This is a genomic window from Clostridium septicum, from assembly GCF_003606265.1.
Taxonomy (GTDB): Bacteria; Bacillota; Clostridia; order Clostridiales; family Clostridiaceae; genus Clostridium; species Clostridium septicum.
Window position 1 is genome coordinate 1,609,346 of sequence record NZ_CP023671.1, and the last position, 22,778, is coordinate 1,632,123.

The following is a 22,778-nucleotide window of genomic DNA, read 5'->3' on the forward strand; positions in this document are numbered from 1 at the left end:
TATAGGATTTATTTAAAATAAATCCTATATTTTTGCTTTTTTATTAAATTAAGATATCTTTTCTAGTAAATACAAGATGTCCTATTACATAACTTAAAATTGATGTTATAATCATAACTATTATACCGTTATTCATAGTCATATTAACATTGCCATACATCAATGGAGTTGAGCCAACTATAACACTAATTGTATCTGCATAATTTAAAAATATTAAATGGGCTATAGCTTTTAATGGTTTTAATGATACACATCCTATTGTAAGGAAAACTGATACAACAACAGTTGTTGCCATTGTTACCATACTACTTTTTATTACACTTGATATTAAGAATATTACTGCACAAGCTGTTATTATAAATAATACTTGCAATAGCATTGCCTTAACAAATAGTTCTTGATTTGTAACCATTTCACCTGATCCTGCTACCGATACAAGCTCACGTATTCCTGTTGTTTTTGATATTTGTGATTTATATAATCGTCCTATTGTTACTGGATAAATTGACGTATTAATTGGACTTATTAAATTTACTATTCCAAACCCTATAAGCTCTACTCCAACTATCATTGTTACTGTTGTTAGTGTAGCTGTTATAAATTTAGACAATAATACTTTACCTCTAGTTATTGGCTGAACCAACAAGAATTTTAATGTAGCTGGTGTACATTCCCCTGATACTATATCGCTCATAAATACTGCAATACCAGATACTAAAACTGCTAATGCTAAGAATACCATAAGAGTTTTCATATAACCATAAGCTTCAAACTCCCATCCATATAAAGGTTTTATATTATTATCTTTAAGATATTTATATTCTTCTAATCTTTGTTTATCTTGAAGATACCAAGTTTGATTACTTTCATCTATTTCTTTTTCTTCCCAACGTTTAACTGCTTCTTCTGCATATTTTATATTCTCATCTAGTTCTTTCTTCCACTGATCATTTGGAACTCCATTAGTTATAATATTCTCATACTCTTTTTTTCTTTCTTCAGCTTCAGATTTTCTAGATTCTGTTTCTAAAATATATTGTGCATTTTTTATTTTATCCTCTTCTGACATATTTTTAAAATCAGCTATTTCTTTATCTATATATTTTAAATCTTCATTTACATATTCTAATTGTTTTTCTGGTGACATATTATATCTCATATTTTGATCTGATTTAAATGCACCAAATATAGTCAAACCTATAAATATACAAAATAAACAAAACACTATCCAAGTTTTTGCCTTCTTAACAAGCTTTATAAACTCATTCTTTATTAATGTAAATAACATCTATCTAATACCTCCTTCTACTAATTCCATATATCTTTGTTCTAGTCCCTTTCTCTCTTTAAAGACTTCTTCTATTTCTAAATTAGCATTTACTAAAGCATTTACTAAGCTAGGAGTTTTATTAGATTCTAATATTATTTCTAATCCCTTTTCTATTTCTCTAACGTTTTGTACAAAAGTTTGTGATTTTATTTCTTTTATTAAAGTAGCTTTATCACTTGAAGATACTAAACATATTATGTCTTTTTCTGTTGCCATAGTATTATCATGTATATCTTCTACCGCTTTTATTACCCCATCATTTATAAATGCAACTCTATCACATAAATTCTGTACTTCAGCTAATATATGTGATGATACAAAAACAGCCATTCCTCTTTTTCTTGCTGCTTGCTTTACAATTTCTCTAAAATCTATAATACCTGATGGATCTAAACCATTAGTTGGTTCGTCCAATATCAATAATTTAGGACTTGATAAAAGTGAGGCTGCCAAACCTAATCTTTGTTTCATACCTAAAGAATATCTTTTTACTTTATCATCTATTCTATTTTCTAATCCAACTAACTTAATAGTATCATTAACTTCTTCTACTGAGACCTTTCTTATTCTTGCAATTTGCATAAGATTTTCTCTACCGCTTAGGTATTTATATAATTCTGGATTTTCAACAACAGCTCCAACTTGCTCTAATGCCTTAATAGATTCCTTTTGTATATCATGTCCACAAATTGAAATTACTCCTGAATCAGGTTTGATAAGTCCCACTAGCATTCTTATTGTTGTTGTCTTTCCTGCTCCATTTGGTCCTAAAAATCCAAATATTTCTCCTTCTTCTACAGAAAATGTTACTCCCTTTATGATTTCTCTCTTCCCAAGTTTTTTACGTAAATTATTTACTTCTAAAACCTTCACTAAAGTCCCCTCCTATAATCTTATAATCAACTCTTTTTAGTCTACCCCCTATTTCTTAATATAAAACATTAAAATTTCTTAATATTTCCTTAACATAAACTATTTATTAAGAATAAAATAGCTATTACACATTAATTTAGTAATATCAATTTTATAATTTAAGATTTCTAAAATTATGGATATTACTTGTTTCATATCTTCAAAATTTTTATACTTTATAAAAAAAGATTGATATATCAAAAATTAAATTCTTAATATACCAATCTTTTATTACATAAGAGGTGCAAAAACTCTAAGTATTGATCTAATAAATCTATTTGACCATTTAACTTTATTGCAATCTTCTAGAGTAATTCTTTGACATACTTTTAAGGTATTCAAAAAATCCTCCTTTATTTCAAATACAGATTTAGTTTTATATAGCCAAACTCCACATTCAAAATGTAAATATAAACTTCTATAATCCATATTTATAGTTCCTATAACACCTATTTCATCATCAGATACAAATGTTTTAGAATGTATAAACCCAGGTGTGTACTCATATACCTTAACTCCAGCCTCTATAAGTTGAGCGTAATATGCTCTAGTTACAATATGAGCATACCATTTATCTTCTATATGAGGAGTAACTATTCTTATATCAACTCCACCTTTAGCTGCTAATGTTAATGCTGTAACTAATTCATTATCAACAATTAAATAAGGAGTATTTATATAAACATAATCTTTTGCTTTATTTATAATATTTAAATAAACATTCTCTCCTACAGTTTCAGAGTCTAATGGACTATCTCCATAAGGTTGGACATATCCATCTGATTCAAATATTCCTTCAAAATGTTTATCTGGCTTAAAAAGTTCATAGTCTTCTTGTATGTTAGTATTGAAATCCCAAACTTGTAGAAACATCATAGTTAAATTCCATACAGCTTCCCCCTTTATCATAATAGATGCATCTTTCCAGTGCCCGAATCTAACTATCTCGTTTATATATTCATCAGCTAGATTTATTCCACCTGTAAAGGCTGTATGTCCATCTATTACAGTTATTTTTCTATGATCCCTATTATTCATTATTAAAGAAACAAACGGAACAAATGGGTTAAACACAAAACACTTTATCCCTAAACTTTCTAATTTCTCATTATATTTATAAGGCAATGTTTGAAGACATCCCATATCATCATATATAACTCTTACATCTACGCCTTGTCTAGCTTTTTCAGATAGTATTTCTAATATACTATCCCACATTAAACCTTCTTGAATTATAAAGTATTCCATAAATATATAATGTTCAGCTTTTTTAAGTTCTTCTTTTAATTTTTCAAAAAATACTTCTCCAGGTGATAAATATTCTGTAGTTGTATTTTTATATATGGGATACATAGAATAATCCTTTATATATTTTACTTGATTTACTATAGACTTATCTTCCTTTTGTATTTCATTTAATATTTCCACATCTTGTGGTAAAAATTTGGCTGTTTTATTATGTACCTTTGCCATCTTTTCTTTGAATTCTTTACTTGTTTTATTTCCTCCAAATATAAGATAAAACAATCCCCCAAATACAGGAAATAAAAGAACTGGTATTGTCCAAGCAAGCTTATATGATGGATTATCTTTTCTACTTACTATATAAATAACTACTATAAGACTTAGTATTATAAATAGTGTATATAAGTAAATAAAAGATTCACTAAGTTTCCATATAGCAAAAGCTAAGATTCCTAATTGAATTAAGATAAGCAATCCAACAATAACCATTCTACTAAATAATAATTTTAGTACTTTTCTCATATAGCCTCTTATATTCCTCCTTTTGTTTTAAAACTTTATTTTAAAAAAGCTCAGATGGATATAATTAAAATAGATTCCGTCCGAGCTTCTTATAATTTACTTTTAAATTTCTTTTCTGCCTTCTAAAGCTTTTGAAAGAGTTACTTCATCAGCATACTCTAAATCTCCACCTACTGGTATTCCTGAAGCTATTCTTGTAACCTTTATATCTAAAGGTTTAAGAATTCTTGCTATATACATAGCTGTTGCTTCTCCTTCTATGTTAGGGTTGGTAGCTATAATTACTTCTTTAACATCTGCACTCATTCTTGCTACCAATTCTCTTATTCTAATATCTTGGGGACCTCGCCCTTGCATTGGAGATAAATTTCCATGCAACACATGATATATTCCATTAAACTCTTTAACTTTCTCCATTGTCATAATATCTTTAGGCTGTTCAACTACACATATCACATTTTTATCTCTATTAGGGTTTCCACATATCGCACATGGATCTTTATCTGTAAAATTACCACATACTGTACAATATTTGATTGTTCCTCTTGCTTTAACAAGAGCTGTCGCAAACTCTTTTACCTCATCCTCCGGCAAATTTAAAATATGCAAAGTTAGCCTTTGTGCTGTTTTTTGCCCTATACTTGGAAGCTTTGCAAACTCTTCTATAAGTTTTTCTATAGCAACTGGATAAAAATCCATTTAATACACCCTTTCTAAAAAATTTAGGAATTGAATATTTAAAACATTCAATTCCCTAATTTCTAATCTTTTGATTATTAAAATAACCCAGGTATGTTCATTCCACCTGTAAGTTTACCCATATTATTAGCTGTTTCTTCTTCAGCTTTTCTTAATACTTCATTTACTGCACTAAGAACTAAATCTTCTAACATTTCTACGTCATCAGCATCTACAACTTCTGGTTTTATATTAATTGAAATAACTTCTTTCTTACCATTAGCTTTAACTACTACTGCTCCGCCTCCAACAGATGCTTCGAATTCCTTTGTTTCAAGATCCTTTTGCATTTGTTCCATGTCTTTTTGAAGCTTTTGAGCTTGTTTCATTAGGTTATTTATATTTCCTCCCCCAAATCCACCAGGGAATCCTCCTTTTGCCATAAAAAAATCCTCCTTTTTATTAAAAATCTATTTTTTATTATATAGTATTATACTAAACTTGACTACATTTACATATGTTTTTATTATAAAATTTGAATCTATTTATTCATCAAGAACATCTACAAACTCTTCTCCTAAAGTTTCTAAAAGCATTTCTTCTGTAGATTTTTCGCTTTTTACTCCTTCATCTACTTCAAATACTACCTTTAAGTCTTCTCTAAAAATCTCTGCAAGTATTTCAGAAATAATGGCCCTATATTCAGGTTTTTCTAATCTACTCTTATTAAATTTGTATTCTTCTTCATATCGTACTGTAACTATTCCATCTTTACATTCTACTGGCTTACCTGTAAGTAAAGATGCATATACTATCATTGCTCTTCTGGTTTTTATTCTTTCTAAAATATCCTTCCAAGCCCTTTGTATATCTTGTATCTTTACATTTGAATTTTCATTACCCTTAATTTCTTTAGATTTTTCGTTTATTTTTTGTACTGATATTTTTTTAGATTCATCTATATTGTTATTTTTCTTTGCTTTAGGCATCTCTGATACAACTTTTAAACTACCATTTTTAAGCCCTTCTTCTAACTTGTTTATTCTTGATAATATAACTTCATTAGACGTATCATATTCTATTTTACACATTTTTATTACTGCAAGCTCTAAATATAATCTTGCTTGTTTACTTAACTTAGCATTCCCTTCAGCCTCTTGAAGTATTCTAATACACCTCATAGCTTCTTCAGCTCTTATTCTAGAAGCTTGCTCTTTAACTAAGCTAATATTTTCCTCTGACATATCTAATACTTCTTCAGGATTATTAGTTACCTTTGCCATTAAAATATTTCTATAATGAGCAACTAAATCCTTTATAAATAGATACATATCTTTTCCCGAATAAACAACTTCATCTATTATATTTACTGATTTTTCTACATTTCTTTGTGTTATTGCATTAGTTAAATTAAATAAATACTCATTTGTTACTAAACCTAACATATTTATTAGAGTTTCATACTGTACACTTCCATCACCCATTGCAATAGCTTGATCTAATATACTTAAAGAATCTCTCATAGCACCATCTGAAACTCTTGCTATAAGTGCTAAACTCTTGTCATCTGCAAAAACACCTTGTTCCGTTACAATCTTTCTAAGCCTAGCTATAATATCACTATTATTTATTCTTTTAAAATCGAATCTCTGACATCTAGAAAGAATAGTTATAGGTAATTTTTGTGGATCTGTAGTTGCCAATATAAATATTACGTTATTTGGTGGTTCTTCTAAAGTCTTTAAAAAAGCATTTACTGCTCCTGTTGACAACATATGAACCTCATCCATTATATAAACCTTAAAATGTGCCTCTTGAGGTGGATACTTTACATCATCTATAATATCTCTTATCTTATCTACACCATTATTTGAAGCTGCATCTAATTCCGTTACATCTATTGCTAATCCATTATTTATTTTTGTGCACATTTCACATTCATTACAAGGTTCACCATCTTTAAGATTTAAACAATTTAATGCCTTTGCAAAAACCTTTGCTGTTGATGTCTTTCCTGTACCTCTTGTTCCACAAAAAAGATATGCATGGGCAATTCTATCATTTAATATTTGATTTTTTAAAGTAGTGGTTATATGTTCTTGACCAACAACATCATAAAAAGTTTTAGGTCTCCACTCCCTATATAAAGCTGTATACGCCATGCTAATTACCTCTCTTTCTTAAACGAAATCTTTAAGTATCCTTACTTATATTTCATTATACAATACTATCTATTTATGAACAAATTAAATAAAATAACTTTAACTTTATTTATAAAACCCTAAATATTTTTCATACTAAAATATCCAGTTACTTAGTTCTATTTTTGTAATAACTTTTATGATAAAATATAATAATTAAAATATTGGAGGTATAATAATGAGTCTTTACGATAAAAAATATTTAACTATAGTACAAGATATTTTAGATAATGGTTATTACGACAATAATAGAACTGGGGTATCTACATATAAACTTCCACATCAAGTAATGCAATTTAATTTAGAAAAAGAATTTCCAATTTTAACAACAAAATTTGTTGCATTTAAAACAGCAGTTAAAGAAATGCTATGGATATATAAAGATCAATCTAATGACGTAACAAAACTACAAGAACAAAATGTACACATTTGGGATGAATGGGTTGATGAAAATAACACTATTGGTAGAGGTTATGGTTATCAAATAGCTAAGTTTAACCAAATAGATAAGCTTATAGAAACTTTAAAAACTAATCCTCAAGATAGAAGAATGTTAATGACTATGTGGAATATAGAAGACCTTCCTCATATGACATTACAACCTTGCTGCTTCTTAACTATGTGGGATGTTACTGATGGTAAGCTTAACTGTATGCTTATTCAACGTTCTGGTGATATTCCATTAGGAGTACCATTTAATACAAGTCAATATGCTGTATTAGTTCATTTAATTGCTCAAGTTACAGGACTTAAGCCAGGATTATTTACACATGTAATTAATAATGCACATATTTACGAAAATCAAGTAGAAGGAATGAAATTGCAATTATCTAGGGCAAACGATGAATATGATGCTCCTAAGCTTTGGATAAATCCAGAAATTAAAAACTTCTATGATTTTACTCCAGATGATATAAAACTAGAAAACTATGAATATCATCCAGCAATTAAAATGGAGGTATCTGTTTAATGTTATCTATAATTGTTGCAAAGGCAAATAATAGCATTATAGGTGGAGACAATAAACTTTTATGGCATATTTCTGAAGACCTTAAAAGGTTTAAAGAGATTACATCTGGAAATATAATTATAATGGGAAGAAAAACTTTTCAATCATTACCCGGCATACTACCTAATAGAAAGCATATTGTTATAACAAGAGATACTAACTTTAAGGTAGATTCAGACATGGTAGAGGTATATAATAACCTAAATGATGTTATATCTAATTATAAAAACTCTGAAAATGAAGCATTTATAATTGGTGGTGGAGAAATTTATAAAGCTCTTCTTCCTCATAGTAATAAGCTTTACTTAACTATTATTAATAAAGATTTTGAAGGCGATACTAAATTCCCTGAGATTAATTTAAATGATTGGAATATAGATTTTAAATCTGAAGAAAAAATAGATTCTAAAAATGGATTAAAATATACTTTTATAAACTTAAGTAAATAAGAAAACGAGGGTAGTTCTTACAAACTTCCCTCGTTTTCTTGTCCTATTGTATGTTAATCCTATTGAAGAGTAACCTAAATTTAATTAAAAATCATTATATTATTTAATTTAAATAATATTAATTAATGATAAATTTACCTATACATTAAAAAAGCCTTTCCATCAGAGAAAGGTTTTAATTAAAAAACCGTGCACCTGGCTTTGACAGTAATCTATAGGCGTTACCTATGCAGTTAGCTCTGGTAAGATTGATCCATGTCACACGCAGTAATCACTTATCGCTGCTTCCTTCCGGACCTGACGAGGTTCATGCACTTACGTCGCATGGGACCCGACCATCAACACCACTTACATAGGGCAGACCCTACAAATTAAAGCCTATGCCAGGAATTCAATCCTGCTATAGCGGATTGCAGGTTACAGGGCACCGCTAACTCCCCATCTAGCACGGCATGGCGGAGAGAAGGGGATTTGAACCCCTGATAGAGTTGCCCCTATACACGCTTTCCAGGCGTGCTCCTTCGACCACTCGGACATCTCTCCATATAATAGCTATTTAATTTTAACTACTTTCCTATATTATCATATACAAGTGTATATTGCAATACACAAAACATACTATACATTATGTATATCTATATTTTATCTGTAAATTCAGTATTATATTTCAAATAAATAAGAGAATTTAGTTTATTATACTAAATTCTCTTAATAAAAACTTATATTACTAATATAAATTTTTTCTTTTTTTGACCCAGACTATTAGACCTATTCCTAATAAAATTCCAATAATACTTACTATTTGGGCTATTCTTAATCCCAAAAACATTAAACTATCAGTTCTTAATCCTTCTATAAAGAATCTTCCTAATGAATATAACATCATATAACTTCCTAATATGACTCCAGCTTCTGATTTTTCACTCTTTAAAAGAATATATATTAATATTCCACACACTAATAAGTTCCAAACTGATTCATATAAAAAAGTAGGATGATAATACACTCCACTTATATGCATTCCATTTTGTATAAACTCAGGAAATTTACTTATAAACTCCTTAGTGACAGGGCCACCATGTGCCTCTTGATTCATAAAATTTCCCCATCTACCTATAGCCTGAGCTAATATAACTCCTGGCATAACTATGTCTACATATTCAAAAAAATTAATTTTTCTAACCTTTGCAAATATAACTCCTACTATAAGTCCAGCTATTACACCTCCATGTATAGCCATTCCCCCTTGCCTTATGTTTATTACATCCATAAAACTATGATAATTTTGATACTCAAAAGCTACATAATATAACCTAGCTCCTATTATAGAGAATGGAAATACCCATAAAAATGCATCTATAATAACTTCAAAATCTAGCTTTTTCTTTTTAGCCATAAAATATGTTAAAATCATTGCTGCAATAACACCCATTGATATTATTATTCCATACCATCTAATTTCTATGCCAAATGCCTCAAAAGCTATTGGGTCCATATAAACTCACTCCTTTGCTATTATTATGTTATTTACCATTATACGCCTTTAAAGTTACTTATATCAATTAAAAATTTATTAATAATTCTATATAAAAAAATAGAGGGTTTTTATAATCCCTCTATTTTTAACATACTATATAAATTATTTAGTAGCTTGTTTTAAAGCATCATTTACAGCTTGTAAAGCACCTTTTGATGAATTTGTAGCTCCACTTATAGCTTCAACGTCTTCTGTTCCTTGTTTCTTTATTATATCTGGGAACATGCTTTCTTTAACTCCATCTACTAGAGTTTGAGTTTCATGACTTTCCACTAATTTTATATCTGAAATATTACCTTTTTCTACTTTAACTTCTACTTTAATACTACCAGCATTTCCTTTACCTTCTCCAGTGTAAGTACCGTCAACATACTTTCCACCTCCGCATCCTACTAATAAAGTAGCTGCTAAAACTGTTGATGCTAATATAGCTCCTAATTTCTTCATATATATTTCCTCCGAAACTTAATTAATTATTTTTTTATAAAATCTACAGCATTTTTTCCTGCAGTTCTTCCATATGCAATTATATCTGCTAAAGCGTTTCCGCCTAATCTATTTGCACCATGAACTCCTCCAGTAACTTCACCTGCTGCGAATAATCCTGGAATAGTATTTCCATCTTTATTTACAACTTTAGCATTTGTATCTATCTTAATTCCACCCATTGTGTGGTGAACAGCTGGTGCTACTGGTATTGCGTAGAATTTACCTTCATTTAATTCTTTCTTCATTGAAGTTCTTCCAAAGTCTGAATCATTTTTTGCTGAAACAAAACCATTATATTTTTCGATTGTAGCTTTTAATGTAGCTCCATCCATTTCTAGTTTTCCAGCTAAATCTTCTATAGAATCTCCTTCTGTAACTAGTCCCATGTTAAAATATTCTTCAGCTTGCTTTAAGCCTTTTCTTAAACCGTCATCAAATATTATATATGCCATTCCATCTTTTTGACTTAATATTGCTTTTGAAACAGCATCTCTTGTATCTAGTTCATTAAAGAATCTGTTACCTTCTTTATTTACTAAAATAGCTCCATTACCTCTTACAGTTTCTGCTATCATAACTGCTTTTTCTGGTACAACAGTTGGATGAGTTTGAATTTCTTTCATATCAACAAAGTCTGCACCAAGCTTTTCAGCTATTTCTATACAATCACCTGTTGCTCCATTGTGGTTAGTTGTTGAGAATCCTTTTAAAGCTGGGTTGTATTTAACAACTAATTCTTGATTAGCTGAGAATCCACCAGATGTAATTACAACAGCTTTAGTATTTATAACATATTCTTTTCCTTCCTTATTAGTAGCTTTAACACTTGAAACTTTTCCTTCTTTATCAAGTACTACTTCTTCAGCCTTATTCCAAAGTCTTACATCGACTTCTTTCTTTTCAGCAGCTTTCTTTAATGTATCAACTAAATGTGCTCCAACAGCAGCTCCTCCAGTTGGTCTATGACATCTATCAACTGAAGCTCCTCCCATTCTACCTACATCTGTTAAATCTGCTCCTAAATCTGTTAACCATTCAATTGATCCATTTGAATCTTCAGCTAACTTTTTAACTAAATCAGGGTTATTCTTTTGATGTCCACCCTTCATAGTATCCTCTATCATAGTTTCTACAGAATCTTCTATTCCTTTTTCTTCTTGATACTTAGTTCCAGCTGCATTTATACCACTTGATGCTCTGTTAGTATTTCCTCCAACTAATGGCATCTTTTCTAGTACGACTACATTTTTAGCACCATCTTGTTTTGCTTGAACTGCTGCTGCTAACCCAGCTCCACCAGCTCCTATAATAACAACATCAGCACTTTGAGTACTTCCGCATCCAACAAAAGATACTGCTGGAATAGCAATAGCAACTGACATTACTAACGCTAATAATTTCTTCTTCATTATTACATCCCCCTAAAACCAATTTATACAAGGGTATTATTACCCTATTTAGATTATATTTTCTAATCATTCTCTAAACAATATTGTGGTCTTTTTGTTTATTTTGGTCTTTTTGGTCTAAAAAAAGAAGCTAAGCTCTATCGCTTAGCTTCATAATAATGAACAGGCCTTCCTACTTTACCATATTCAAAATTTAGATTCAACTTTTCTTCTTTACACATATACTCTAAATACCTTCTAACAGTTACTCTAGCTAATCCCACATTGTCAGCCAATTCATCTGCCGTAAACTTTCCAGTAATATTACTACTTATATATTTCCAAATTTCATTATATGTATTCTTATTTAATCCCTTTGCAAGTTCCCCATCACAGTCATTATGTTTATTATCTGTATTCCTCTTACCTGAATTTAATATATATTCATCTATGCTTTCTTGATTTAAAGTTTTTTTCTCTATTAGCTTATCATGCCTATCTCTATATTTCTCAAAAGCTTCCTTAAAGCGTTTGAAAGTAAATGGTTTGACCAAATAATCCACAGCTCCAAATTTAAATGCTTCATTTACAGTATTTAAGGAGTTGTCTGCAGTTATAAGAAGTGCATCTAAATCTATGTTATTTTGTCTTATCCATCTCAATAAGTCAACACCTCTTCCATCTGGTAAAAAAACATCTAATAATATTATATCGGCATCACTTTCTCTTATTTTTTTCTTTGCTAATTCTATACTATCAACTTGTCCAATTACATTAAACCCATCAATTTTCATTAAAAATTTATAGTTTATTTCTCTTACCATGGGATCATCTTCTACTAAGATAACATTAATCATCGGTTTTCCTCCAAAATTAGATTTCAACTATCCACTCTGTTATACTCTGGGATTTTAAAGTTAATTTCCCACCAGAAGCTTCTATTATCTCATTTATGCTATAAAGCCCTAATCCTCTCTCCCCTTCTTTGGTGCTAAATCCTCTCTTAAATATATTTTCTTTCATATCATCAGGAATTTTAGCACCATTGTTTTTAACAACAATTTTTAAATTTTCTTCTTGCCTAATCTCTAGAAAAATCCATCCATCCTTTTTACCCTTCAATTCTTCAATAGAATTTTCTAAAAGGTTTCCTAATATACTAACCATATCCTGTACTTTTATATTATTAGGAATACTCTTCATATATGAATTACTACTTAGCTCAAATTTTATTTTAGCTTCTTGAGCTGAATTATATTTTGCAAATATAATCCCCTGTAATGTGGGGTTTTCTATCTTTCCAATAATCTGTGCTATTTCACTTCTTACCTCAGTTGTATCAAAAATATATTCTAATGCTTTATCACTTTCTTCCAACTGAATAAGTCCAGCAATAGTATGAAGCTTGTTTAAAAACTCATGATTTTGAGCTCTTAAATCCCATGTTAACTCTCGTATTCCTGTAAGTTCTTCCGCCATTTGCGATACCTTAGTTAGATCTTGAAATGTAACTATAGCTCCAAGTGTTTTGCCTTCCTTATTTAAAATAGCTGTAAAATTACTCATTATTCTTATACCATTTGGAATTCTAATTTCAACATTATGCATAGCCTTTTTATCCATTAATGTTTCCATTAATAAATCAGTTATTCTATAATATACATCATCATTATTTATTTTTAAAATTTCTTTAGCCCTATCATTTATAAGATTAATTTGTCCTATATCATTTACTGCAATTAATCCATCATTAATATTGTTAATTATGGACTCTTTTTCCTTTAATAAAAGTGCTATTTCTTTTGGCTCTAATCCCAATATGGATTTCTTTATGTTTATGGATAATAGTGTTGCCCCTATTACTGCAAGAATTACTGTTGTTATAAATATAGGCATCATTTTAGATAAAAATGATATAACTTCATTTTTTAAATCTCCAGATAACATTCCAACACAAACAGCTCCAACTTGCTCTCCATCTTTATAAATTGGAGAAAATGCTCTTATAGATTTTCCTAAATGACCTATAGATTCAGAAATGTAACTTCCTCCATAACTCAGTACAGCAGCCTCATCTCCTCCACTAAACCTAAGACCTATATATTCCTTTAATGGGTGAGAGTAACGTCTCCCCTCCATATCTATAACAGTTATAAATAATAATCCAGTTTTAAGCCTTAATTTTTCTGTGTAATTCTGTATAACTATACTTCCATTTTGCTTATTTAAATTATCTTGAATTAAAGGAACGGATGCAATTAACGCTGATGTATCCCTAAGCCTATTAATAGTTTGCTTTTTTATTTCCTCTTTTATATATTTAATAGATACTATACTTAATAGACCTATTATTCCAAGTAAAATAGTTAAAGTTAATATTCTTATTTTTCTTTTTAATTTCATATATCCTCTTCTTTCTATTATTACTTACCGTTTCTTCTACTATAAAAAAATTCAGTTAGAATCTTACTGCACTCCTCATTATAGCACCATTTAACATCTACATAAAAATTAAATATATCATAATCTAATAAGTTAATAGTTGATCCACATGCCCCCATATCCTTATTAAAAGTTCCTATATACAACTTTGATATTCTGCTTTGCGCTATTGCAGCAGCACACATAGGACAAGGTTCTAATGTAACATACATTTCACATCCATTAAGTCTCCAGTTATCTAATTTAACACAAGCCTCTTCTATTGCCATTATTTCTGCATGTGCTGTAGGTCTTTTTAAAGCCTCTTTTAAGTTATGAGCTTTAGAAATTATATTTCCATCTTTAACTATTACAGCACCAATGGGAACCTCACCCTTAATATAAGCTTTCTTAGCCTCCTCTATAGCTACTTCCATAAAGTTCAAATCTATTCATCCTTTCTTAACTATAAAAGCTGACTACAAATATAAAATATTCGTAATCAGCTCTAACTAGGTATATATCCTAACCTTTTTAATTCTATTCTTGTCTATATCTTCAACAACAAATCTAATATTATTGCTGGTAATTTCTTCATCTTGTTCTGGAAATCTACCAAGTTCTCCAATTATAAGGCCACCTACAGAGTCAAATTCCTCTGATTCCATATTTACTCCTATTAGATCACTAATATCATCTAACCTTGCACTTCCATCTACAATATATTCATCTTCTTTAACTACTTCTATTTCATTATTTTCATCATCATATTCATCTTCAATATCTCCGAATACTTCTTCAATTAAATCTTCTATAGTTACTATACCAACATTTCCACCATACTCATCTAAAACTACTGCTATATGATTTCTTGTCTTCTTCATTTCACTAAATAACTCTTTTATCTTTTTAAACTCAAATGTGTAATAAGGTTCCCTCATATAGTCAATGACCTTAAAGTCCTCTTTATTTCTTTCAGCCATTATTAAATCTTTAACATTTAAAATTCCAACTACATCATCTATAGTTTGGTTATAAACAGGTATTCTTGAGAATTGTTCTGTTTTTATAACTTCTAAAACTTCATCATATGTGGCATTAACATCCACAGCTATTACATCAACTCTTTGAACCATTACATCTTTTACTTGAGCATCAACAAAGTCAAAAACGTTAAATATCATTTCTTTTTCAACGCCTTCTAATACACCTTCCTCTTCACTAACACCCACCATTGTTCTTAGTTCTTCCTCTTTAATAAATGGCTCTGACGCTTTTGGATTACATCCTAATAACTTTATAAATATACCTGATATCGCTGTAAAAATAGCAATAAATGGTTTAAATATCTTTACTGTTAAATTAATAATTTTACTTACTCTTAAAGCTACTTTTTCTGATTTTTGCTTAGCAATTGATTTTGGTGTTATTTCTCCAAATATAAGAACTAATACAGTCATTATTACAGTAACAATTCCTACTCCGCTTTCACCAAAAGCTTTTAAAGCTAATGATGTTGCTAATGCTGATGCTCCTATATTTACTATATTATTCCCTATAAGTATGGCTCCTAATAGCTTATTAGGTTCTTCTGTTAGTTTTTCTACTAGCTTAGCCCCTTTAACTCCCTCTTCAACCATATGCCTAATTCTTATTTTGCTTAAAGCCATTAAAGCCGTTTCAGACATTGAGAAAAATCCTGACATAACTAATAGTATAATTAACAATACTATTTGCCACGTATAACTCTCCAAAAATAATCACACTCCTAATGTATTAAAATTCTAATAATTCCTATTATATCATATGTAATTTTTTTATAGAATAATATTCACTTTAAAGTTTTTTAAAATTTTTAAATCTTTATTCTTATTTTATAAAGATAAAAGCAGATTTAAAAGAGTTAGTTTTAAAAACTACACTCTTCTAATCTGCTTTATATTATATTTCTAAATATTTATTAATCTATCTTTAAGTTCTGCTACGTCCTTATCTCCTCTGCCTGAAAGATTTACGTTAATATTTTCCTAAAACTTAAAAACAAAACCCGCAAGCCTTATTTTTAGACTTACGGGTTTTAATGGTATCCCCAACAGGGATCGAACCTGTATCTGTCCCTTAGGAGGGGACTGTTCTATCCATTGAACTATGGAGACACATCTAACAAAGTAAATTGTATACTAATAACTACAAAATGTCAATATTGTAAACCATTTGCTTACATATTTTATTTCCTAGGAAATCTACCATTCTCAAAATTTGTAGAATTATTAACCTTTTATTTGCTTTTATATATTATTAGTTTGTTATATACTTTATATTATGTAATTATTATAGATGTTATAAGAAGGAAAGGATTGATTTATTATGATTAGAAGTATTATATGGTATATATATTTTTTCTTAAGTCTTATTATGAGTATCCCTGCAATTTTTAAGGTTAAAAGACTTGAAAAGAATGGACTTCTACAAGAAAAGAAAGAATACGTTCATAAATATACATCTGGATGGGCTAGAGGTTTACTAAAAGTTGCTGGTGTTAAAGTTACTATTTATGGTGCTGAAAATTTACCTAAAGATAGAACCGTATTATTTGTTGGAAATCACCAAGGAAACTTTGATATTCCTATATATATGAGTCAAATTGATGTTCCAAAAGGATTTATTGCAAAAACTGAAATAAAGAAAATGGCCGGAGTAAGAACTTGGATGGAATTCATGAATTGTGTATTTATGGATAGAAGTAATATCAGAAAAGCTGGTGAAGCTATTATACATGGAATTAAAAACCTAAAAAATGGCGATTCAATGGTTATTTTCCCAGAAGGCACAAGAAGTAAAGGTGATAAAATGGCTGACTTTAAAGCTGGTAGCTTTAAACTTGCCACTAAATCTAAAGCTCCTATAGTTCCTATTACTATGAATGGTTCTTATAAAATAATGGAAGGCTCTAAAGGACCATGGATTAGACCTGCCGAAGTAGAATTATATATTCATCCACTAATAGAAACTGCTCATCTTACTAAAGAGGAACAGGACGAGCTACCAAAAACCGTTCAAAATATAATAAAAAGCAAATTACCAAACAATTAGAAAACTTATTATTAAATAGATTTTTATCATAAATGGTTTGTAATAATATCTCTAATATAAAAAAACATCTTACAAAATTAATCTGTAAGATGTTTTTTACTTATAAAAATCTTTTTTACCCTTAATTATATTAAGCTTTAACTCTCTTTATATACTAAGCTACTTCTCCTTGGGTTTCTCCAATTACATCTCTTAACCACTTACCTGATTTTAATCTAGCTCTTTCAAAAAAGAATTTAACAAGCTCCTCACAACACACTAAGAAGTAAACCGCCGTTATTGGGAACTTTAATAATGTTGCTCCTAGAAAAGATAGTGGAACTGCAAAGCACCATATTGTTCCTAATTGTACTAATGTTGAATATAAAGTATCTCCGCCACCTCTAAATATTCCAACTATCATAAGTACATTATAAAATCTTAACGGGCAGAATATAGCCATTATTCTTAATACCGTAATAGTATTTTTAGTTGTTTCAGGTGTAACACTAAAAGGTTTAACTATTAATGGTGTAGTAATCCATAATAATACTCCAACTAACAATCCTAATATAGGAGCTACCACTTCAAGTTTTATTGAATAATCAATAGCAACTTTTTCCTGTTTTGCTCCAATTTTATTACCAACCATTATTGCCGCTGCACTAGCAAGCCCTATAGATAATACCATAAACATATTATTTAAAGTTGTTGATATTTGCATAGTTGCAACAGCACTTGTCCCTATTTGAGCATAAGCAATTGAATATGCTGTCATACCAAGTGACCATAATAATTCATTTAAAATAACAGCAGTTGATGTTTTAAAATACATTCTTATATAATCAACGTTAAACCCAAATAGTTCTTTTATGTTTGCTGATACTATATTCTTTTTAAAGTAAACCATAAATACTATATATATCATTTCAATTAAACGAGCAATTGTTGTAGCTAAGGCAGCTCCTGCTACCCCCATTTCTTTTGCACCTAAATTTCCAAATATAAATATCCAGTTCAAAAAGGCGTTACATAAAACACCTAATAAACTTGCATACATCGGTGCCTTAGGTTGCTCTGTACTTCTTAAAGCTGCTGAAAACCCTTGAGTAACATTAGTAAATAAATAACTTATAGAAACTATTCTAAGGTAGCTTGAACCTAATTCTACTACTCTCGGATCTTTTGATAATATTCTCATTATTATTTCTGGGAATATTAATGCTATACCACCAAATATAATCGATGCTATAAACCCTACACTTATATCAATACCTAATATCTTTTTAATATTTGAAGTATCCTTTCTTCCCCAATACTGAGCCATAAAAACACTTGCTCCTGCGTTTATACCTGATAAACATAACATAAAAATAAAGAAATATTGATTAGCTAGTCCAACTGAAGCTATTGCCTCTTCTCCTAATTTTCCAATCATCAAGTTATCTACTAGATTTAGTGATGATGTTATAAAGTTCTGGAATGTTATAGGAAGTGCTAAGCTCAGCATGGTTTTCATAAAAACTTTGTCCTTCAAGACATTTTTCACTTGTTATCTCCCCTCTCCACTTTAATTTTTACATAAAAAAAGAGCCTATGGGTAGTCTCGCCGCCCATCTGCTCGATATAAACTAAAAATATTTTTAATTACACTACAGTATTTTCTATCAATTAAAGAGAATTGTCAACATCATTTATTCCTCAAAACTTTCTATTATCGTAGGAATATCGTTAAAATAATATTCATATTTTTTTCCTGCCTTATTTATCTTAAAAAATCCTAATGTTATTAAATTGTTCAAATCTGTTCTAGCTGTTTCATAGGATACTTTACTTTCTCTTTTATAGTCCTCTATTGTTACAATTTTATTATTAGTGCTTATACTCTTGTTTATAAAATCAATTTGTCTATTTTCTAAAAAGACATTATTTCTTTCTAAAAGTTCTTTTATTATCTTTTTACCATATTTACAGTTTACATCTTTATTTAATAAATCTATAGCTAATTTCATTGAATTTATATAATATCTTATAAAATATGTTATATCACCATTACTACATCTACTATTTTCTATAGCATTATAATACTTTTTCTGCTCTCCTAAAATTATATGACTCTGTGAACAATATTTAAATATTCCATAACCTTGCCTTATTAAATACATATATGTGAGTATTCCCGCCATTATATCACTATACTTACTAAAAGGTTTAAATCTTATAATATAAAAATATACTATAGCTATCTTTATTATTGGACTAATTCTATCCTTAACTTCTAAAAACTCCAATATATCCTTAATTTGAGCTTCATTTATTGCATTATCTTCTTTAAAGATATCTAAATATATCTGTTTTATACTATTAATATTTAATTGCACACCATAACTTTCTATATTTTGTAAAACATCGTAAATGTTTGACAATATCTTACTATCTAAATTACCATCAATTAAATTTGTTTTATTTAATTCTAAATTTGAATTTATATCTATCTTAATATTAGCTTCTAAAAACTTACTTTTACTTCTATTAGGTAAATAGTCTAAAAGTTCACTTTCATTAACTCTTTTTATAAACTCTATATTTTGCTTTATATCATCCGTTATATTAAACCATAATTTTACATTTTTAATTTCCTTAAATAATATTTCAACAGAATTTTCTCCTCTTTCTTTTTCTATAATTTTCCATATATATTCCAATTCTTCCTTATCATATATTCTTCTCTCTAATTGTTTTTTACTAAAATATAATCTATTGAATTCATTTATTATTTGTCTATCCATTTATTACCTCACTCATAGAATTCTACTATTTATATTAATATAATACTACTATTTTATTACTAATTAAATACTAATTTTATATTTTTTATTTTACTAATTTATTACTAATAATATAATTTATAAATTTTTTATCATTAAAATTTATAAAAATAAAAAAGGGAGTATAATAAAAAAAGAAAATTAATTGCATTTTAAATTTTACATAATATTACAATTAATTTTCTTTCTTTATTTTCAATTTGTATTATTTTTATTAATAACTTACCATAAAAATTTACTTATACACTTTTTCGTGATCCAATAATATTTTTTGTATGTTTGTATAATTACCAGCATAGCCTATTAAAGCTCCACTTTTACTAATAACTCTATGACATGGAATTATTATAGGCAAAGGATTACCCCTATTAGCTTGCCCTATTGCTCTTACAGCCCTTGGATTACCTATATTATTAGCAATTTCACTATAACTTTTAGTTTCTCCATAAGGTATCTTGCTCAACTCTTTCCACACCTGTTGTCTAAATCTTGTAGAGTTAATAGATATAGGAATATTAAAACTCTTCCTTTCTCCTCTGAAATACTCATCTATTTGATTTTTAACATCTTTACATCTATTCTTATCTAACTTTATGTCTGAGTTTAGATTTAAAAATTTGCACCATTGCTCTTCAATAATTTCTATTTTTCTTACACCTTTTTCGTCCATTATTATACAAATGTTTCCTATAGGGGTATGTAAATTATCATAAAATAACAAACTTTTTTCTAAAGTCACTGCCATATAATAAAACACTCCTTTAGTTATAATTTTTATTTACATTTTATCACTTTTATTAATAGTATATTAATTTTTAAATATAGTTTGTCTTTTTTGTCAATACTATACAATATAGCTTTTAGCTTTATAAAACGCTTTCATTACCTAAATTAATAAAAAAATTAAATTTTATACAAAATAACTCTAATTTGTTAATAAATAATACGAGCATATTTCATCAATATAGTGTATACTAAGAAAGTTGATGTTAAATTAATAAATATATTGGAAATAAATCTACTTAGATTTAAGTATAAATTATTTTTAGTAAAAAAAGAAAGAGGATTTTGAATGAAAGAAATTAAATTTAGTGACTTAGGGCTTAAAGATACCCTTTTAAAATCTATTAATGAATTAGGTTTTGAAAAACCATCTCAAATACAATCAGAAGCTATTCCTGTAGCACTTGAAGGAAATGACCTTATAGGTCAAGCTCAAACTGGTACTGGTAAGACAGCTGCATTTGGTTGTGGAATAATTAATAATATTGACGCTAAAGACGGACTTAGTGCTATTATTCTTGCTCCAACAAGAGAATTAGCAATTCAAGTTAATGACGAACTTACAAGATTATCTAAATATGATCATTTAAATATTTTACCAATTTACGGAGGAGAACCTATAACTCATCAAATAAGAGCTCTTAAGAGAAATGTTAATATAGTAGTTGGTACTCCTGGTAGAGTTTTAGACCATATTAAGAGAAAAACACTTTCTCTATCAACTGTTAGATTCTTAGTTTTAGATGAAGCAGATGAAATGTTAAACATGGGCTTTATAGATGATTTAGAAGATATAATAAAGGAACTTCCTGAAGAAAGACAAACTTTATTATTCTCAGCTACAATGCCACCACAAATTAAAAGATTAGCTAAGCGCTACATGAAAAAAGATGCTAAGCATATTGCTATTCAAAAATCAGCTATGACAGTTTCAAAAATAAAGCAACACTTCTTTGAAGTTGCTCCAAAGACAAGATTTGAAGCTCTTTGTAGAATATTAGATTTCGATAATCCATCTTCTGCTATAATCTTTTGTAAAACAAAGAAAGGCGTAGATGAATTAGTTGAAGGTATGCAATCAAGAGGATATGTTGTTGAAGGTATGCACGGAGACATGTCACAAGCTCACAGATTAAGAACTTTAAAGAAATTTAAAGAAGGGTCATTAAACTTCTTAATAGCTACTGACGTTGCTGCTAGAGGTATAGACGTTGAAGGTGTAACTCATGTTATAAACTATGATTTACCACAAGACGTTGAAAGCTATGTTCACAGAATAGGTAGAACAGGTAGAGCTAATAGAGAAGGTACTGCTTATTCTTTAATAGCACCAAAAGAATTTTCTATGTTAAAACAAATAAAATCAGTTACTAAGGGAGATATAACTAAGAAGTCAGTTCCTACAGTAGATGAAATATTCTCAAATAAATCACAATCAATGATTGATGATGTTGATGCTACATTAAAGAAAGCTGATTACGATAAATTTATACCAGTTGCTGTTGAATTAAATCAAAAATATGATTCAGTAGAAATAATTGCAGCTCTTATAAAAAGCAAGTTTAATGATGAATTATTATCAACTTATACTTCAAATGTTCTAGAGGCTCCAAAAAGTGAAGATGTTCGTTTATTCTTCTCAGTAGGTAGAAGAGATGGAATAAACCCAAAATCTTTAGTAAACTTTATAAAGGATACTGCTAGAATAAAAGCTTCTGCTATTGGCGATATAGATATATTAGAAAACTTTGCTTTCGTTAACGTTACTCCTGATGTTCAAAAGAAGGTTATGGATAAATGTATAGGTCTTAAGTTAAATAAAAGAAAAGTAAATATAGAAGTAGCTAATAAGAAAAAGAGAAGATAATAAACTTCTTATTAATTAAAGGTGACTACGTCAGATAAAGGCACATT

The 22,778-nt window shown here is 28.8% G+C and carries 20 protein-coding genes, 2 tRNA genes and 1 other RNA gene; 4 read left to right on the top strand and 19 right to left on the bottom strand.

Annotated elements, in window-relative coordinates:
- Nucleotides 1-43: 43 nt before the first annotated feature.
- From CP523_RS07065 to dnaX, 6 genes are all read right to left on the bottom strand, one after another.
- Nucleotides 44-1,288, bottom strand: a complete 1,245-nt coding sequence (locus tag CP523_RS07065; RefSeq protein ID WP_066673682.1) for an ABC transporter permease subunit — start codon at nt 1,286-1,288, stop codon at nt 44-46.
- Nucleotides 1,289-2,203 (bottom strand): ABC transporter ATP-binding protein, encoded by a 915-nt coding sequence (locus tag CP523_RS07070; RefSeq protein WP_066673684.1) that lies wholly within the window; start codon nt 2,201-2,203, stop codon nt 1,289-1,291.
- Nucleotides 2,204-2,473: 270 nt separating this feature from the next.
- Nucleotides 2,474-4,009 (bottom strand): cardiolipin synthase, encoded by a 1,536-nt coding sequence (gene cls / locus CP523_RS07075; protein WP_066673686.1) that lies wholly within the window; start codon nt 4,007-4,009, stop codon nt 2,474-2,476.
- 102 nt (nt 4,010-4,111) lie between these two features.
- Nucleotides 4,112-4,708, bottom strand: a complete 597-nt coding sequence (gene recR / locus CP523_RS07080; protein WP_066673688.1) for a recombination mediator RecR — start codon at nt 4,706-4,708, stop codon at nt 4,112-4,114.
- Nucleotides 4,709-4,785: 77 nt separating this feature from the next.
- Nucleotides 4,786-5,130 carry a YbaB/EbfC family nucleoid-associated protein gene (locus tag CP523_RS07085; protein WP_066673690.1) on the bottom strand — a complete coding sequence of 115 codons (345 nt, stop codon included), beginning with the start codon at nt 5,128-5,130 and terminating at the stop codon, nt 4,786-4,788.
- A 102-nt stretch (nt 5,131-5,232) separates the two neighbouring features.
- A complete protein-coding gene (dnaX, locus tag CP523_RS07090; protein ID WP_066673692.1) occupies nt 5,233-6,849 on the bottom strand; it encodes a DNA polymerase III subunit gamma/tau in 1,617 nt (538 codons plus the stop codon).
- A 217-nt stretch (nt 6,850-7,066) separates the two neighbouring features.
- Here dnaX and CP523_RS07095 point away from each other — a divergent pair, with 217 nt between their 5' ends.
- The gene (locus CP523_RS07095) at nt 7,067-7,858 is read left to right on the top strand and encodes a thymidylate synthase (protein ID WP_066673694.1); all 792 of its coding nucleotides are present in this window, start codon (nt 7,067-7,069) and stop codon (nt 7,856-7,858) included.
- Nucleotides 7,858-8,346, top strand: a complete 489-nt coding sequence (locus CP523_RS07100; protein ID WP_120140738.1) for a dihydrofolate reductase — start codon at nt 7,858-7,860, stop codon at nt 8,344-8,346. The genes CP523_RS07095 and CP523_RS07100 overlap by 1 nt, the downstream gene beginning before the upstream one ends.
- A 187-nt stretch (nt 8,347-8,533) precedes the next feature.
- Here CP523_RS07100 and ffs read toward each other — a convergent pair.
- The 10 genes from ffs to CP523_RS07150 form a co-directional block, all read right to left on the bottom strand.
- Nucleotides 8,534-8,797, bottom strand: an RNA gene (gene ffs, locus CP523_RS07105) — signal recognition particle sRNA large type.
- A 2-nt stretch (nt 8,798-8,799) separates the two neighbouring features.
- Nucleotides 8,800-8,889: transfer RNA gene (locus CP523_RS07110), tRNA-Ser, on the bottom strand.
- Between the two features lie 184 nt (nt 8,890-9,073).
- Nucleotides 9,074-9,841, bottom strand: coding sequence for a prolipoprotein diacylglyceryl transferase (gene lgt / locus CP523_RS07115; protein WP_066673698.1), 768 nt, complete (start codon nt 9,839-9,841; stop codon nt 9,074-9,076).
- 144 nt (nt 9,842-9,985) lie between these two features.
- Nucleotides 9,986-10,330, bottom strand: a complete 345-nt coding sequence (locus CP523_RS07120) for an FMN-binding protein (protein ID WP_066673700.1) — start codon at nt 10,328-10,330, stop codon at nt 9,986-9,988.
- A 26-nt stretch (nt 10,331-10,356) separates the two neighbouring features.
- A complete protein-coding gene (locus tag CP523_RS07125; protein WP_066673702.1) occupies nt 10,357-11,781 on the bottom strand; it encodes a flavocytochrome c in 1,425 nt (474 codons plus the stop codon).
- Between the two features lie 137 nt (nt 11,782-11,918).
- On the bottom strand, nt 11,919-12,617 hold the full coding sequence (locus tag CP523_RS07130) for a response regulator (protein ID WP_066673705.1): 699 nt from the start codon (nt 12,615-12,617) through the stop codon (nt 11,919-11,921).
- Between the two features lie 16 nt (nt 12,618-12,633).
- Nucleotides 12,634-14,163, bottom strand: coding sequence for an ATP-binding protein (locus tag CP523_RS07135; protein ID WP_066673707.1), 1,530 nt, complete (start codon nt 14,161-14,163; stop codon nt 12,634-12,636).
- Between the two features lie 20 nt (nt 14,164-14,183).
- Nucleotides 14,184-14,618, bottom strand: a complete 435-nt coding sequence (locus CP523_RS07140; RefSeq protein ID WP_066673875.1) for a nucleoside deaminase — start codon at nt 14,616-14,618, stop codon at nt 14,184-14,186.
- A 75-nt stretch (nt 14,619-14,693) separates the two neighbouring features.
- The gene (locus CP523_RS07145) at nt 14,694-15,935 is read right to left on the bottom strand and encodes an HlyC/CorC family transporter (RefSeq protein WP_120140739.1); all 1,242 of its coding nucleotides are present in this window, start codon (nt 15,933-15,935) and stop codon (nt 14,694-14,696) included.
- A gap of 327 nt (nt 15,936-16,262) precedes the next feature.
- Nucleotides 16,263-16,337: transfer RNA gene (locus CP523_RS07150), tRNA-Arg, on the bottom strand.
- Nucleotides 16,338-16,548: 211 nt separating this feature from the next.
- On the opposite strand from CP523_RS07150, the gene CP523_RS07155 reads away from it, so the two are divergent.
- Nucleotides 16,549-17,274, top strand: coding sequence for a lysophospholipid acyltransferase family protein (locus CP523_RS07155; RefSeq protein WP_066673709.1), 726 nt, complete (start codon nt 16,549-16,551; stop codon nt 17,272-17,274).
- A gap of 154 nt (nt 17,275-17,428) precedes the next feature.
- Here the strand turns inward: CP523_RS07155 and CP523_RS07160 are convergent, their stop codons facing one another.
- The 3 genes from CP523_RS07160 to CP523_RS07170 form a co-directional block, all read right to left on the bottom strand.
- A complete protein-coding gene (locus CP523_RS07160) occupies nt 17,429-18,802 on the bottom strand; it encodes an MATE family efflux transporter (RefSeq protein WP_227909550.1) in 1,374 nt (457 codons plus the stop codon).
- 145 nt (nt 18,803-18,947) lie between these two features.
- Nucleotides 18,948-20,042 carry a Fic family protein gene (locus CP523_RS07165; RefSeq protein WP_066673711.1) on the bottom strand — a complete coding sequence of 365 codons (1,095 nt, stop codon included), beginning with the start codon at nt 20,040-20,042 and terminating at the stop codon, nt 18,948-18,950.
- A gap of 274 nt (nt 20,043-20,316) precedes the next feature.
- Nucleotides 20,317-20,826: a methylated-DNA--[protein]-cysteine S-methyltransferase gene (locus tag CP523_RS07170; RefSeq protein ID WP_066673712.1), complete on the bottom strand. Its 510-nt coding sequence runs from the start codon at nt 20,824-20,826 to the stop codon at nt 20,317-20,319.
- Between the two features lie 327 nt (nt 20,827-21,153).
- Here CP523_RS07170 and CP523_RS07175 point away from each other — a divergent pair, with 327 nt between their 5' ends.
- On the top strand, nt 21,154-22,731 hold the full coding sequence (locus tag CP523_RS07175; RefSeq protein ID WP_066673714.1) for a DEAD/DEAH box helicase: 1,578 nt from the start codon (nt 21,154-21,156) through the stop codon (nt 22,729-22,731).
- Nucleotides 22,732-22,778: the final 47 nt, after the last annotated feature.